Here is a 12,962-nt window from a genome sequence, read left to right as displayed (position 1 = left end):
CGGGTGTCCCGCCCTGGAACCCCGCCTTCGGCATCCCGCCCCGTTCAGCCCTCGAAGAAGCGTTCCTTCGGCATCGCACTGCTGCCCCCGTCAGACTCACCCGGCGCTCTGCTCCTCCGCCAGGATCCGGTCCAAGGCCTCGTCGAGATGGGCGTCGAAGTCGGCGAACGCGCCCTCCTGCCCCAGCGGCACCAGCTTGTCGGTGCGGTCGAGGAAGGCCACGAGCGGAGCCGCCGATGAGCGGAACACCGCCTGGTCCCCGCCCACCTGAAGCCGGATCAGCACCTCGCCCAGCACCTCCCGGTCGGCCGGAGAGACGCGTACATCTCCCTCGCCGCACGGCCTGCCCACCCCGTCGATGAGCAACTCACGCCCGAACGCCCAGGTCACCGGGGCGTCACCGGGCAGATGGAAGGTGAGCCGTACGGCGTACGGATCGCAGGTCTCGTAACCCAGTTCCACCGGGATGCGGAACGAGAGCTCCTCGGAGACGAGAAAGCTCATCATGACCTCTGCCTCAACTGCCTGCACGGACTCGCGCATCGCCCTACCCCGTCATTGCGTCGACTGGCTGGGAATCAACCCCTGACACTGCACGCATCTTGCTGAACGTACACAACAGATCACAAGGAGTGAGTTTTCAGATACTGATAGAGACAGCAAGTGATCCCAGCATCCGCCCGATCTCGCTCTGCAACTGCTGTACGGCCGCCGGCAACCGGTCGGCCTGGTGAGCGGGGAGGGAGATGGCCATCGTTGCGGCGGTGGTGCCCACGGTGATCGGGACGGCGGCGCACACCGTGCCCAGCGCGTACTCCTGCCGCTCGACGACCGTCTCCATCCGCGGCACCCGGGCCAGCCGCCGCAACAGGGTGTCGTCGTCCCGGACGGTGTACGGGGTGATCGACTGCACGGGGTAGCGGTCCAGGTGATCGCGGCGGGCCTTGTCGTCCAGCTGGGACAGCAGGCACTGCCCGATGGCGTGCGCGTGCGCGGTCTCGCGGAAGTCGGCCCATTCCTCGACCGCCGGATTGCCCGGGGTGTCGGAGACGCACATGACCTCGATCTCGCCGTCCCTGTAGCGGGCGTAGTACACCGGAACGCCGATCGAATCGCGCCAGTGCGCAAGGGTGGCGACCACGGTGCTGCGACGTTTCTGCGCGGCTCCGCTGCTGCCGAGGCGCTCTGCGGCCTCGCCGAGATGGAACATCCCCTTGTCGCGCCGCAGGTAGCCCTCGTGCACGAGGGTGCGCAGCAGGTGGTACGCCGTGGGCAGCGCCAGGCCGGTCTCACGGGCCAGTTGCTTGGCCGGCGCCCCGCCGTCGTGCCGGGCCACGGATTCCAGCAGTCGCATGGCGCGCTGCACGGAACCGATGAGCGTCGCCGCGGACTGCGGTTGTTCGGGGACGCCTCTGCCCACCGGCCGCTGGAGCGGGGGTGCGGTGGGGCGCGTGCGCGTGGGGGGTGAGTGGAGTTCCGCGACTGCTGCGGTGTCAACCGTGGCCAAGGGTCACTCCCGAAGCTCGAGAGGGCGGTCCGTGCGGGGAACACGGGAGGGGGGAGCCGATCGCGGGTGCGTCCCCGCGAGGGGTTCCGGACTTTAACGGCCCACCACCCCAGAGGGTCGTGCTGTCCGGAAAACTTCCCCCGGCCGAGGGAACCGGCGAATTCTGTTACCGACCCCCGGTCCCCGCGCCGCTCACCAGTCGCCGCGTGACGAGGAACCTGCCATGAACTTGCGGACCACGTAGACCAGTCCGCCGACCACGGCGACGAAGACCAGCAACTTGAACAGAAGGCCGATCACGAAGCCGACGACGCTCGCTATCAGGCCGCCGAACACGACCAGCGCGATGACCGGCACCGCGACCCACTTCACCCACCACGGCAGTCCCGCGAAGATCTCTTGCATGGCCCTCGTCCTCGTCTGTCCTGTCCGGCGCCGCTGACAGCCCGGATCTTCGATGTCCTGACGTCGATGCTAGGGCCCTGGGTGGTGCCCGCGGAGGCCTCGCACCCCTTGTCCTCCCCTGACCGATCCCTTAGGGAACCCCGAGGCGCGCGTAGCCTGCCAGGCGGAGACGCTCAGCCCTCCGCCGGCGAGAACACGACCATGACCCGCAGATCCTCGCTGATGTGGTGGAACTTGTGGGCGACTCCGGCGGGGACGTACACGACGCTGCCGCGCGCGACCTGGGTGGTCTCCAGACCGACCGTGATGGAGGCCCGCCCGCTCACGACGAAGTAGACCTCGTCCTGGTTGTGCGGGTTCTGTGGATCGTGATCCCCTGCATCGAGCGCGTAGAGGCCGACCGACATGTTCCGCTCCCGCAGAAACTGCAGGTAGGCACCATCGTTGGCGGCTCTCTCCGCCTCCAGTTCATCCAACCGGAATGCCTTCATCGCCCTCGTCCGCCCTCGTAGCCGATCTCTTCTGCCACGATCAGACACATGAAGAATTTCGTAGTCAAGACGATCGCCAACGCGGGCGCCCTGGCGGTCGCCGTCTGGCTGCTCGACAAGATCACGCTGACCGGTGCCGGCACGGGCAAGAAGGTCGGCACCCTGCTCGTGGTGGCGCTCCTGTTCGGCCTGGTCAACTTCCTGGTCAAGCCCATCGTGAAGGTACTGACCTTCCCCCTTTTCATCCTCACGCTCGGCCTGATCACCCTGGTGGTGAACGCGCTGATGCTGCTGCTCACCTCATGGCTCGCCGACAAGCTCGACCTCAGCTTCCACGTCGACGGCTTCTGGACCGCCGTTCTGGGAGGCCTGATCATCTCCGTCGTCTCCTGGGCGCTCAACGTCGTCCTGCCCGACGAGGACTGAGCGTGCGATGAGCTACCGCGTCTGCTTCGTCTGCACCGGCAACATCTGCCGCTCCCCGATGGCCGAGGCCGTCTTCCGCGCGCGCGTCGCCGAGGCCGGCCTCGCAGACCTGGTCGAGGTGGACAGCGCCGGCACGGGTGACTGGCACGTGGGCGAGGGCGCCGACCCGCGCACCGTCTCGGTCCTGGAGGAGAACGGCTACACCGTCGCGCACACGGCCCGCATGTTCGAGCAGTCCTGGTTCTCCCGCCTGGACCTCGTGATCGCCCTGGATGCCGGCCACGTCACGGCCCTGCGCCGCCTCGCGCCCACCGATGAGGACGCCCAGAAGGTCCGTCCGCTGCGCGCGTACGCCCCCGCGGGTGGCGACCTGGACGTTCCGGACCCGTACTACGGAGGCCGGGACGGCTTCGAGGAGTGCCTCCGCATGGTCGAGGAGGCGAGCGTCGGCCTGCTCGCCGCCGTTCGCGCCGACATGGAAGGACGAGTGGCATGAGCGACCCCATCGCGGCCGGAGGCGCCGGCGAGGGCACGCGCGCGGTGCGTGCCGGACTTCCGGAGCCGGTGAAGTACGAACCGACCCTGCCGGGCCCGGTCTTCGCCGCGCACTTCCACCTGCCCGGCGAGCCCACGGGGCCGTACACCTACGGCCGTGACGAGAACCCGACCTGGACGCATCTGGAGCGCGCCGTGGGCGAGCTGGAGGCGCCGGGACGGGACGGCGTCGAGACGCTCGTATTCGCCTCCGGCATGGCGGCGATCTCGTCCGTGCTCTTCTCCCAGCTGCGCGCCGGGGACACCGCTGTCCTGCCCAGCGACGGCTACCAGGCACTCCCGCTGGTACGCACGCAGTTGGAGGCGTACGGCATCGAGGTGCGCACCGCGCCGACCGGCGGCGACGCCCAGCTCGCCGTTCTCGACGGGGCGAAGCTGCTGTGGATCGAGTCTCCGTCCAACCCGGGTCTCGACGTCTGCGACATCCGGCGTCTCGTCGAGGCGGCACACGCGCGTGGCGCCCTGGTGGCCGTCGACAACACGCTGGCGACGCCGCTCGGACAGCGCCCGCTGGAGCTGGGCGCCGACTTCTCGGTGGCCAGCGGCACCAAGCAGCTCACCGGGCACGGCGACGTTCTCCTCGGCTACGTCACCGGACGCTCCGGTGAGCCGATGACGGCCGTACGCCGCTGGCGCAAGATCGTCGGAGCGATCCCGGGGCCCATGGAGGCCTGGCTCGCACACCGGTCGATCGCCACCCTCCAGATGCGTGTGGACCGGCAGAGTGCCACCGCCCTGGCCGTCGCTCAGGCACTGCGGGGGAGGCCGGAGGTGACCGGCCTGCGGTACCCGGGCCTGGCGGACGACCCGTCGCACGAGGTGGCCTCCCGGCAGATGCGGCGCTTTGGGTGCGTGGTCTCCTTCACGTTGCCCACGCGTGCGCGTGCCGAGCGCTTTCTCGAGGAACTGCGGCTCGTGGACGACGCGACGAGCTTCGGAGGGGTGCGCTCGACCGCCGAACGGCGTGGTCGCTGGGGCGGGGACGCGGTGCCGGAGGGCTTCATCCGGCTGTCCGTCGGCGCCGAGGACCCGGAGGATCTGGTGACGGACGTCCTGCGCGCGTTGGAGGAGTCGGCCCGGTGACCGGCTCAGGGATGCTTGTGGGCGTCCCTTCTCCGACCGGCGGACGGTCCGAGCCTCCCCCCTCGTGGCTCGGACCGTCCCGCGGTTCTGCGCGCGAAGAACCGCGCGCACTAGGCTAGTTGACTGTCTGTCAGTGTCCAATCACAGTAGCGACAGAGACCTATCGACTTATTTATAGTTGGGCCTGTCCCGGCCCGGGAGAAAGGCAGGGAAAGGGGGAGCTCGCTTCATGGATCTGGCCCTGCTACGCACCTTCGTGACCGTGCACCGGGCCGGTTCCTTCACCCGCGCCGCCGCCCTGCTGGGCCTGTCCCAGCCGGCCGTCACCTCCCAGATCCGCACGCTGGAGAGGCAACTGGGCCGCCCCCTCTTCCTCCGCCAGGCCCGCGGTGTGACGCCGACGACCATCGGGGACGAGCTCGCCCACAAGGCCGCCCCGCATCTCGACGCCCTGGTGGAGATCGCCGGCACCGGCTTGGACGACGAGTCCTCCGTGCGGACACTGCACCTTGCCGGGCCGCCCGAGTTCACCGCCGAACGGGCCCTTCCCTCCCTCACCGAACTGACCGGCGACGAGGGACAGGGGCTCGCCCTGCGCGCCTCCTTCGGGACCGCTGAGGAGGTTCTGGACGGGCTGGCCGCCGGACACCACGACCTCGTCGTCACCACGGCCCGGCCGCGCGGTGCCCTGCTCAGCGCCACACCGCTGTGCGACGAGGAGCACGTCCTGGTCGCCGCGCCGAGCCGAGCCGGGCCGATCGACCCCGAGAAGATCGACCCCAAGAAGCCGAGCCGTCATGGCGGAGCGTCCGCGCTGGAGGACCTTCCCGTCGTGGAGGTCCACGAGTCGCTGCCCTTCGTCTCCCGCTACTGGGCCTCCGTCTTCGACGCCCGCCCCGCGGCCTCGGGCGCCGTCATCGTCCCCGACCTGCGGGCCGTCCTGGCCTGTGTGACTGCGGGTGCGGGACTTGCCGTACTGCCCCGCTATCTGTGCAGGACCGCCCTGGACCGCGGAGACGTCGTCGAACTGCACCGACCACCGGTGCCGCCGCTTCGGACCTACGTCCTGGTGGTACGCACGGGCACGCTGGCGATGCCGCACATCGCGCGGGCTCACGACTGGCTGCTGAGAGCGGCGGCCGACTGGTGCTGAGCCCGGTTCCCCCGCCACCTCACGCACCGGGCTCGCCCGGTGACGATTCGCGATGTTTCACGTGGAACCAGCCGGGCCACATTCCTCCCATGACCGTCCGACCTGTGGTCAAGCGCACAGCGCGCGCCGTTCTGCTGGACGGCGACGACCTGATCCTGATCAAACGAACCAAGCCCGGCCTCGATCCCTACTGGGTCACACCCGGTGGCGGAGTCGAGCCGGAGGACACCACCGTCGTCGACGCCCTGCATCGCGAGGTCTACGAGGAACTCGGCGCCAAGATCACCGACGTGGTCCCCTGCTTCGTCGACACGGTCGAGCACATCGGTGAGGACGGCGGCGCGACCGGCGTGAAGGTGCAGCACTTCTTCGTCTGCCGGCTGGGGTCCATGGACCCCGGTCTGCGGCACGGGCCCGAGATGGACGAACCCATCGGGGAGTACGAGATCGTCCGCGTGCCGTTCACCCGGGTCGGAATCGCCTCGGTCCATCTCGTCCCGCTGTCACTGCGGCACTACCTCGACGGCAACATCGAGGGCGTACGGGCCATGCACGCGCACGACCTGGGGTGATCCCCACAGCTGGGGATCAGCTGCCGGCGGTGACCAGTTCCTCGACCGAGTCGTGGTGTATGCGCTCCTCCGGGATACCGACGATGCGCAGGGCGTCCACGCCGCTGCGAATCATGCCTGGCGGGCCGGACACATAGGCGTCGTACTCGGTCCAGGGACCGAAGGCCCGTATGGCAGCGGGCAGCTGGAGCAGGCCGTGGCGGTCGACCACGGGGCGGACCTCGAGCCAGGGGTGAGACTGCTGAAGTCTGAGCATGGTGTCGATGTCGTACAGGTCGTGGTCGCTGCGGGCGCCGTAGAACACCTCCACCGGACGGTGGGCTCCGTGCTCGGCGACGTCCTCGACGAGGGCTTTGACAGGGGCTATGCCGGTGCCGCCGCCCACGCAGAGCAGTCCGTTGTCCCGGGTGTGGTCGACGGTCATCGAGCCCGTCGGCGGCCCCAGCCGGACGATGTCGCCGGGTCGCGCGCGGTGCACCAGGGCGTTGGACACCCAGCCCGCCGGTACAGCCTTCACGTGGAACGTGAGGAGTCCGTCCGAGCGGGGTGCCGAGGCGAAGGAGTAGTGCCGCCAGATGCGCGGCCACCAGGGCGTCTCCACGTCGGCGTACTGCCCGGCGCGGAAGGGGTAGGGCTGGTCGGGACGGAGGGTGAGGACGGCGATGTCGGGCGTCCTCAGGTCGTGGGAGACCACCTCGGCGTACCACCAAGCGGGGGCGCGCAGCTCGTCCGCGGCCGCCGCGTCGATCATGACCTGGGAGATCGTCGTGTACGTCCGCACCCAGGCTGCCTCCGTCTCGGTGTCCCACACGGAGTCGGCGAACTTGCTCAACGCCCCGATCAGGCACTCGCCGACGGCCGGGTAGTGCTCGGCGCGGGTGCCGTACTTGCGGTGACCTCGGCCGAGGTTCCGCAGATAGTCGACGAGGACCGGGGTGTTGTCGATGTGCTCGGCGGCGGTGAGCAGCGCCTTGAGCAGCCGGTCACGTTGGGCGTCCATCGCGGGCGGGAACAGCGGGCGCAGGTCGGGATGGCGTACGAAGAGCAGCGCGTAGAAGTACGAGGTGACCTTGTCGGCCACAGGAGCCACCTCGGCCATGGTCCGACGGACGAGGACGGCGTCCGAGGAGGGGGTCCCGGCGAGGGAGGGGCGCTGGGCGGGCACCCGTGGCTCAGAAGGCGCGGGAGGCGGTGCAGGCCGCCGGGACTGCTGGGGAGCCGCCTGAAGGCCGGCAGGGGCTCGTGAGGGGGCATCAGTCCGTTGCGGGCCCGGCGGCGGCAGTGCGGTGACTGTCCGAAGCCCTGCCGAGGTGTGCGGAGGTATCGCCGTCCGCGCCTCCACCGGCTGCGTGTTCTGCGTGGGTGCCTGGGTGCGGGCGGCTTGTGGAGCGGCGGCCTGCTGCTCGGCGGCGGCGGCCGGCCGGGGCTCCGCGACGGGCTCGTCGGCGAGGAGAGACGACCGTGGCCCTACGACGGGTTCCGGGGGCCGCCCGGCCGACGGCTCGGGCGCTGCGGCGGAAGGCGGGGGTATTCGGGTGCCGGTATCCCCGGCCTCGCCCGGGGGCGGATCCCCGACGGGGGCGCCGGTCTTCCTGCCAACCGGGCGGAAGGCCGCCAGTCGGCGGCCGTCGGAGGTTCCCCGCTCGCCCTCGGCGGCCGGAGCCGGCTGCTTGTGCGGCGTGAACCATCCGTCCCCGCCGCCCGACGTGCCGCTGTCGGCCGACCTGGTGGTCGGAGCGTCCATGGTGTGCCTCGCCTCGAACATATTTCGGTCGGTCTGCGCACTTCCACGTTCGGAAGGTGCCTGCTTCCCCCGCAGACGGTCTGCCGTTCCGCGGCCGGTCCGGCCGCTGTCCACCCGTGAAATCAGCTGCGTACGGTGACGTCAAGGAGAGGGCGACTGGGCCACGGTCTCTCCCCGCAGCATCCCGACTGCGCGAACGTGTCGGTCGTACAACCGGAATAGCGGGTCTTCGATCTCTCCGTCCCGTTAGGCTGCATTGCCCTGTTTCCGGTCCGCGCGGAATGCGTACGTCGCGTTTCGCGCATCACGTCCCGGACACGAACCGGAGTCGACCATACCGGGCGGCACTCCCCGCACAAGTCCCCCCTTCCCTCTCCGCGACCGCGCGCGGGTGCGAACCGCCGGTTCTCTCAATTACCGGGCGCCACGCACCAGTTCATAGGCATCCCACAGATCCCTCCCCGCGTAGGAGTGGGTCGCCAGGCCCGTCAGATGACGGTCGGCATTGACCGCTACCGAGAGCGGCACTACCTCGAACAGATCCTTGTCGGAGAGTGAATCGCCATAGGCGACGCAGTCGGCCCGCCTGACACCGAACTCAGCACACAGCCGGTCGGCGATCAGTACCTTCGCCGCGGCATTGAGTACGCCCGTGGGATCCACTGGCTCGGTGAAAGGAACAGCGGGGAAACGCGAACCGTAAGCAGCGTGCGCACCCCAGCCGGTCAGCCGCTCCACGAAGAACGAGGGCGAGAGCGAAATGACGGCGCAGTACTCTCCGCTGCTCCTGATCTCCGACCAGACCTCGCGAACGCTTGCCAGCCAGGGCGCACCCTCGAACGCCGTCGTCACATGGGCGTCGGTGAGCCCGCTCCACAGTTCATAGACCTGCGCCGCGTACTCCGGCGGACCGATCCGGCCCGACGAGATCGCCCGGTCCAGGGCGACCGTCTCTGCCTCGAGCCCGAGTTGGCGCGAGATCTCGACCGGCGCCGACGTTCCGTGCAGCAGCGTGCCGTCGAGGTCGAAGAGGTGAAGTCGTGTCATGAGGCCGAGGCTAACCGGGGGGACAGGCCGATCTTGGGGCCGCACCCGTCGATGTTTCACGTGAAACGACGCCTGGTTGTCTGCGTGCTGTGCAGTGGGCCACGGCTTGGCCAAAAGCACATACGACTCTGGGGAAACAGGTGGACGCCGGAGGCACCGGTCGGACAGCCTGACCTGCGTGTCGACTCCTTCCCTCGCCGCTCTCCCCATCCGCCGCCTGACGCATCGCGACCTCATCGCCTGCGCCGACTTGTCCGAGGACAGGGGGTGGCCGCGCGAGGAACACAAGTGGGGCCTCCTCCTCACCGCCGGAAAGGGCTACGGCATCGACGACCCGGACGGGGGCCTCGTCAGCGCCTGCGTGGTCACCGAATACGGCCCGCGCGACCGTCCCGCTCTCGGGGCCATCGGCATGGTGCTGGTCGCTGGACGGCATGCCCGGCAAGGCGTCGGCCGTCGGCTCATGCGGCACATCGTCTCCGTCATGGGAACAACCCCGCTAACGCTTCACGCGACACCGAACGGCCGTCCGTTGTACGAGGAGTTGGGGTTCAAGACGACAGGCCGTGCCGAGATGATGGTCGGCCGCTTCGCGCCTGACGGACCGCAGCCGCTGGTGCCGACACGTGCGGCCACGGCGGAGGACCTCACCACGATCCTCCGCCTGGACGAGGACGCTTTCGGCACCGACCGCACGCCCATGATCGCCAGACTTCCCGCGTTCGCCGACCAGGTGCGGGTCGCCGAGGACGGCGGCCGGATCATCGGCTACGCGGCTGCCTGGCCCAACATGGACACCCATGTGGTGGGGCCGCTGATCGCCCGGGACACGGAGACGGCGAAGTCTCTCCTGGCGTCCCTGGCCGAACACACCGACCGTCCGCTGCGCACCGACATCGACGTCCGTCACGAGGAACTGCTGGCCTGGCTCAAGGGGCGCGGCATGGCATCCGTCGCCTTCAACACCGTCATGACCTACGGCATCACAGAACTGCCCGGCGACTGGACCCGGCGCTTCGCTCCGCTGACGGTGGCAGCCGGCTGAGGCAGCCGGCGAAGCGGACACCGGATCCCGAGAAGCTGGGGACCCGGCATGAATCCGGACGCCTGGGTCAGGCCAGCGCCGCCACGGCCGCGGTGGCGAAGCCGTGGTCCTGCTCGGGCGCACCGCCGCCCACGCCGACGGCCCCAATCAGCCGCCCGTCGCGGTGGACCGGCACGCCGCCGGCGATGAACAGCAGCGGCCTGTCGAGCGCGGTGGGCAGGGTGTGGAACAGGCCACCGGGCTGGACGGCGTCGACGAGGTCGGCGGTGGGGGCGTTCAACTGGAGCGCCGTGTAAGCCTTGCGCGTGCTTGTCTCACCGGAGATGAGCACGGCACGGTCGTCCCGGCGGAAGGCCAGCAGATGGCCACCCGCGTCCAGAACGGTGACACTGACCGTGACCCCGGCGGCCTCGGCTGCACGGCGGGCGGCCGTCAGGAGGAGGTCGGCGTCATGCGTGGTGAGCGGCGCGACGGTGAGGGTGGTCGGGCTCATGGGGTCTTCTCCTTGCAGGTGTTTCATGTGCGATGTTTCGTGTGGGCGTGAACCCGGAAGGGCGGAGACGCCCCCGGCTCCGCGCCTTCGAGCAGCTCAGTGGTGGACGGCTGCCGACTGTTCGGCCGGAGTCCACCCGGTGACGAGCGCCGCGACGGCGCCGTCGCGGCGCTCCAGCGTCGCCGAGACGAGGGCGAGGACGAGCGCCGCTGTGGCGAGAGCGGCGCCGACCCAGTTCGGGGCGGTGTAGCCGAGGCCGCCAGCGATGACGAGGCCACCCAGCCAGGCGGCGAGGGCGTTGCCGAGGTTGAAGGCGCCGATGTTCACCGCGGAGGCGAGCGTCGGAGCGCCGTGCGCCTGGTCGAGAACTCGCTTCTGGAGCGGCGGGACCGTGGCGAATCCCAGGGCGCCGATCAGGACGATCGTGACAGCCGCGAGAACCTTGTTGTGCGCGGTCAGGGTGAAGAGGGCCAGGACCACCGCCAGGCTGCCCAGCGAGACGTACAGCATCGGCATCAGAGCACGGTCGGCGTACCTGCCGCCGACGAGGTTGCCGACGACCATGCCGAGCCCGAAGAGGACGAGCAACCAGGTGACGGACCCCTCGGCGAAGCCGGTCACGTGGGTCGCCATCGGTGCGATGTAGGTGATGGCCGCAAAGACACCACCGAAGCCCAGCACGGTCATCGCCATGGCGAGCAGGACCTGGGTGTTCTTGAAGGCGGCCAGTTCGTGACGCAGGCGTACGCCCTCCGCGCGGGGCAGTTCGGGCACGAGCTTGGCGATGCCCGCCAGCCCGAGGACGCCGAGGACGGCGACGACGCCGAAGGTCACACGCCAGCCGACGGTCTGCCCGACGAGAGTGCCCAGCGGGACACCGACGACGTTGGCGACCGTGAGACCGGTGAACATCATCGCGATGGCTCCGGCCTTCTTGTCCGGGGCGACCAGGTCGGCCGCGACGACCGAGCCGATGCCGAAGAACGCGCCGTGAGCGAGCGAGGCGACAACCCGGCCGATCAGCATGACGGCGAAGGCGGGGGCGACCGCGGACAGGAGGTTGCCGACGATGAACAAGCCCATGAGCAGCATCAGCATCCGTTTACGGGACACCTTGGTACCCAGGACGGTCATCAGCGGGGCGCCGAGCACGACGCCGAGCGCATAGCCGGTCACCAGAAAGCCGGCCGTGGGGATGGAGACTCCGAAGTCGCCCGCGACCTCGGGCAGCAAGCCCATGATCACGAACTCGGTCGTTCCGATTCCGAAGGCCCCGATCGCGAGGGCCAATAGCGCGAGAGGCATTGTGGGGTAGACCTTCCCAGACGATTGCGTGAGCGCCTTACGTTCGCCCACAATAGTTGCATACGCGGGCTATGCGCAACAGCGGTCTATTGCGGCATTGCCCTATCCTGGGATGCAGCCGCACCGGGACGGAGGAGAACACCCATGACTGCGACGGACCCCGCGCTCACCGCTCTCGCCCAGGGCTGGTGTGCCCTGTCCCTGCTGCACGGCAGGATCGAGGCCCACATCGAGCGCGCCCTCCAGGCCAGGCACGACCTGAGCGTGCGGGAGTACTCCCTCCTCGACGTGCTCAGCCGCCAGCACGACGACGAAGGGGGCCACCTGCAGATGAAGCAGGTCGCCGACGCCGTCGTCCTGAGCCAGAGCGCGACCACACGGCTGGTCACCCGTCTCGAGGACCGTGGTCTCTTGGAGCGCTACCTGTGCCCCACCGACCGCCGCGGCATCTACACGAACGTCACCGAGGCCGGCCTGAAGCTGCTCGACGAGGCCCGTCCCACCAATGACGGCGCCCTTCGTGAGGCCCTCGACGAAGCCGCGAAGAACCCGGAGCTGGCTCCGCTGGTCCGGGTCGTGGAGTCCCTGAAGGCACCCGCCGCTGCATAAGGTGCGGCCATGGGAGATCTTGAAATACGCGCCGCCGTCGCCGAGGACATCCCCGCGATCGTCGGCATGCTCGCGGACGACCCCCTGGGTGCGCGGCGTGAGTCGCCGGACGATCCCGCCCCGTACCTGAGCGCGCTGGAGCGGATCAGCGCCGATCCGAACCAGCGCCTGGTGGTCGCCGTGCGCAAAGGACGGGTCGTGGGCACCCTCCAGCTGACGATCGTGCCCGGCCTCTCCCGGCGCGGGGCGACCAGGTCGATCATCGAGGGCGTACGCGTCCACGCCGACGAGCGCGGCAGCGGCCTGGGCACCCGGTTCATCGAGTGGGCGATCGAGGAGTCCAGGCGGGAGAACTGCCGACTGGTCCAGCTGACGTCCGACAGCACGCGCACCGATGCCCACCGCTTCTACGAGCGCTTGGGTTTTGAGGCCTCCCACGTCGGCTTCAAGCTCCAGCTATGAAGTACCCGGACGTCGGCAGCCGCACCGGAACCCGGATGCCAGCTGGGCGCCGTGTTTCACGTGAA

At 69.5% G+C, this 12,962-nt stretch carries 16 protein-coding genes; 8 read left to right on the top strand and 8 right to left on the bottom strand.

Annotation, left to right across the window (positions count from 1 at the left end; all coding sequences use genetic code 11):
- Positions 1-96: 96 nt before the first annotated feature.
- The 4 genes from BZL64_RS27605 to BZL64_RS27590 form a co-directional block, all read right to left on the bottom strand.
- Positions 97-543: an SsgA family sporulation/cell division regulator gene (locus BZL64_RS27605; RefSeq protein ID WP_073491265.1), complete on the bottom strand. Its 447-nt coding sequence runs from the start codon at positions 541-543 to the stop codon at positions 97-99.
- A 97-nt stretch (positions 544-640) separates the two neighbouring features.
- Positions 641-1,507: an IclR family transcriptional regulator gene (locus BZL64_RS27600; RefSeq protein ID WP_086771896.1), complete on the bottom strand. Its 867-nt coding sequence runs from the start codon at positions 1,505-1,507 to the stop codon at positions 641-643.
- Between the two features lie 192 nt (positions 1,508-1,699).
- Positions 1,700-1,912, bottom strand: a complete 213-nt coding sequence (locus BZL64_RS27595; RefSeq protein ID WP_086771895.1) for a DUF5326 family protein — start codon at positions 1,910-1,912, stop codon at positions 1,700-1,702.
- A gap of 173 nt (positions 1,913-2,085) precedes the next feature.
- The gene (locus BZL64_RS27590; RefSeq protein WP_086771894.1) at positions 2,086-2,403 is read right to left on the bottom strand and encodes a cupin domain-containing protein; all 318 of its coding nucleotides are present in this window, start codon (positions 2,401-2,403) and stop codon (positions 2,086-2,088) included.
- Positions 2,404-2,451: 48 nt separating this feature from the next.
- Between BZL64_RS27590 and BZL64_RS27585 the strand changes: the two genes are divergently transcribed.
- The 5 genes from BZL64_RS27585 (at position 2,452) to BZL64_RS27565 (ending at position 6,192) form a co-directional block, all read left to right on the top strand.
- Positions 2,452-2,829: a phage holin family protein gene (locus BZL64_RS27585; protein ID WP_086771893.1), complete on the top strand. Its 378-nt coding sequence runs from the start codon at positions 2,452-2,454 to the stop codon at positions 2,827-2,829.
- A gap of 7 nt (positions 2,830-2,836) precedes the next feature.
- A complete protein-coding gene (locus tag BZL64_RS27580) occupies positions 2,837-3,325 on the top strand; it encodes a low molecular weight protein-tyrosine-phosphatase (protein WP_086771892.1) in 489 nt (162 codons plus the stop codon).
- On the top strand, positions 3,322-4,467 hold the full coding sequence (locus BZL64_RS27575) for a cystathionine gamma-lyase (RefSeq protein WP_086771891.1): 1,146 nt from the start codon (positions 3,322-3,324) through the stop codon (positions 4,465-4,467). Before BZL64_RS27580 ends, BZL64_RS27575 begins: the two co-directional genes overlap by 4 nt.
- A gap of 229 nt (positions 4,468-4,696) precedes the next feature.
- Complete coding sequence (locus BZL64_RS27570) at positions 4,697-5,620, top strand: LysR family transcriptional regulator (protein WP_086771890.1); 924 nt, start codon at positions 4,697-4,699, stop codon at positions 5,618-5,620.
- An 89-nt stretch (positions 5,621-5,709) separates the two neighbouring features.
- Positions 5,710-6,192, top strand: a complete 483-nt coding sequence (locus tag BZL64_RS27565; protein ID WP_086771889.1) for an NUDIX hydrolase — start codon at positions 5,710-5,712, stop codon at positions 6,190-6,192.
- Between the two features lie 16 nt (positions 6,193-6,208).
- Here BZL64_RS27565 and BZL64_RS27560 read toward each other — a convergent pair whose 3' ends face one another.
- Both BZL64_RS27560 and BZL64_RS27555 read right to left on the bottom strand, forming a co-directional pair.
- Positions 6,209-7,936, bottom strand: a complete 1,728-nt coding sequence (locus BZL64_RS27560; RefSeq protein ID WP_425276075.1) for a globin domain-containing protein — start codon at positions 7,934-7,936, stop codon at positions 6,209-6,211.
- A 414-nt stretch (positions 7,937-8,350) separates the two neighbouring features.
- Complete coding sequence (locus BZL64_RS27555; RefSeq protein ID WP_086771887.1) at positions 8,351-8,983, bottom strand: HAD family hydrolase; 633 nt, start codon at positions 8,981-8,983, stop codon at positions 8,351-8,353.
- A 178-nt stretch (positions 8,984-9,161) separates the two neighbouring features.
- Here BZL64_RS27555 and BZL64_RS27550 point away from each other — a divergent pair, with 178 nt between their 5' ends.
- A complete protein-coding gene (locus BZL64_RS27550; protein ID WP_086771886.1) occupies positions 9,162-10,028 on the top strand; it encodes a GNAT family N-acetyltransferase in 867 nt (288 codons plus the stop codon).
- Positions 10,029-10,095: 67 nt separating this feature from the next.
- Here the strand turns inward: BZL64_RS27550 and BZL64_RS27545 are convergent, their stop codons facing one another.
- Complete coding sequence (locus BZL64_RS27545) at positions 10,096-10,521, bottom strand: GlcG/HbpS family heme-binding protein (RefSeq protein ID WP_086771885.1); 426 nt, start codon at positions 10,519-10,521, stop codon at positions 10,096-10,098.
- A gap of 96 nt (positions 10,522-10,617) precedes the next feature.
- Positions 10,618-11,826 carry an MFS transporter gene (locus tag BZL64_RS27540; protein ID WP_086771884.1) on the bottom strand — a complete coding sequence of 403 codons (1,209 nt, stop codon included), beginning with the start codon at positions 11,824-11,826 and terminating at the stop codon, positions 10,618-10,620.
- Between the two features lie 144 nt (positions 11,827-11,970).
- Between BZL64_RS27540 and BZL64_RS27535 the strand changes: the two genes are divergently transcribed.
- The gene (locus BZL64_RS27535; protein ID WP_086771883.1) at positions 11,971-12,435 is read left to right on the top strand and encodes a MarR family winged helix-turn-helix transcriptional regulator; all 465 of its coding nucleotides are present in this window, start codon (positions 11,971-11,973) and stop codon (positions 12,433-12,435) included.
- Between the two features lie 9 nt (positions 12,436-12,444).
- Complete coding sequence (locus BZL64_RS27530) at positions 12,445-12,897, top strand: GNAT family N-acetyltransferase (RefSeq protein WP_086771882.1); 453 nt, start codon at positions 12,445-12,447, stop codon at positions 12,895-12,897.
- Positions 12,898-12,962 lie beyond the last annotated feature (65 nt).

It is taken from the genome of Streptomyces bobili, from assembly GCF_002154575.1.
In the GTDB taxonomy this organism is placed as follows: domain Bacteria; phylum Actinomycetota; class Actinomycetes; order Streptomycetales; family Streptomycetaceae; genus Streptomyces; species Streptomyces bobili.
This window is presented reverse-complemented; position numbering and strand designations above follow the sequence as displayed.

Bases quoted from the DNA above. Each gene is read 5' to 3' on its own strand.
- BZL64_RS27605 (WP_073491265.1), bottom strand. From the start codon at position 543: ATGCGCGAGTCCGTGCAGGCAGTTGAGGCAGAGGTCATGATGAGCTTT.
- BZL64_RS27595 (WP_086771895.1), bottom strand. From the start codon at position 1,912: ATGCAAGAGATCTTCGCGGGACTGCCGTGGTGGGTGAAGTGGGTCGCG.
- BZL64_RS27590 (WP_086771894.1), bottom strand. From the start codon at position 2,403: ATGAAGGCATTCCGGTTGGATGAACTGGAGGCGGAGAGAGCCGCCAAC.
- BZL64_RS27585 (WP_086771893.1), top strand. From the start codon at position 2,452: ATGAAGAATTTCGTAGTCAAGACGATCGCCAACGCGGGCGCCCTGGCG.
- BZL64_RS27580 (WP_086771892.1), top strand. From the start codon at position 2,837: ATGAGCTACCGCGTCTGCTTCGTCTGCACCGGCAACATCTGCCGCTCC.
- BZL64_RS27575 (WP_086771891.1), top strand. From the start codon at position 3,322: ATGAGCGACCCCATCGCGGCCGGAGGCGCCGGCGAGGGCACGCGCGCG.
- BZL64_RS27570 (WP_086771890.1), top strand. From the start codon at position 4,697: ATGGATCTGGCCCTGCTACGCACCTTCGTGACCGTGCACCGGGCCGGT.
- BZL64_RS27565 (WP_086771889.1), top strand. From the start codon at position 5,710: ATGACCGTCCGACCTGTGGTCAAGCGCACAGCGCGCGCCGTTCTGCTG.
- BZL64_RS27560 (WP_425276075.1), bottom strand. From the start codon at position 7,936: ATGGACGCTCCGACCACCAGGTCGGCCGACAGCGGCACGTCGGGCGGC.
- BZL64_RS27555 (WP_086771887.1), bottom strand. From the start codon at position 8,983: ATGACACGACTTCACCTCTTCGACCTCGACGGCACGCTGCTGCACGGA.
- BZL64_RS27545 (WP_086771885.1), bottom strand. From the start codon at position 10,521: ATGAGCCCGACCACCCTCACCGTCGCGCCGCTCACCACGCATGACGCC.
- BZL64_RS27540 (WP_086771884.1), bottom strand. From the start codon at position 11,826: ATGCCTCTCGCGCTATTGGCCCTCGCGATCGGGGCCTTCGGAATCGGA.
- BZL64_RS27535 (WP_086771883.1), top strand. From the start codon at position 11,971: ATGACTGCGACGGACCCCGCGCTCACCGCTCTCGCCCAGGGCTGGTGT.
- BZL64_RS27530 (WP_086771882.1), top strand. From the start codon at position 12,445: ATGGGAGATCTTGAAATACGCGCCGCCGTCGCCGAGGACATCCCCGCG.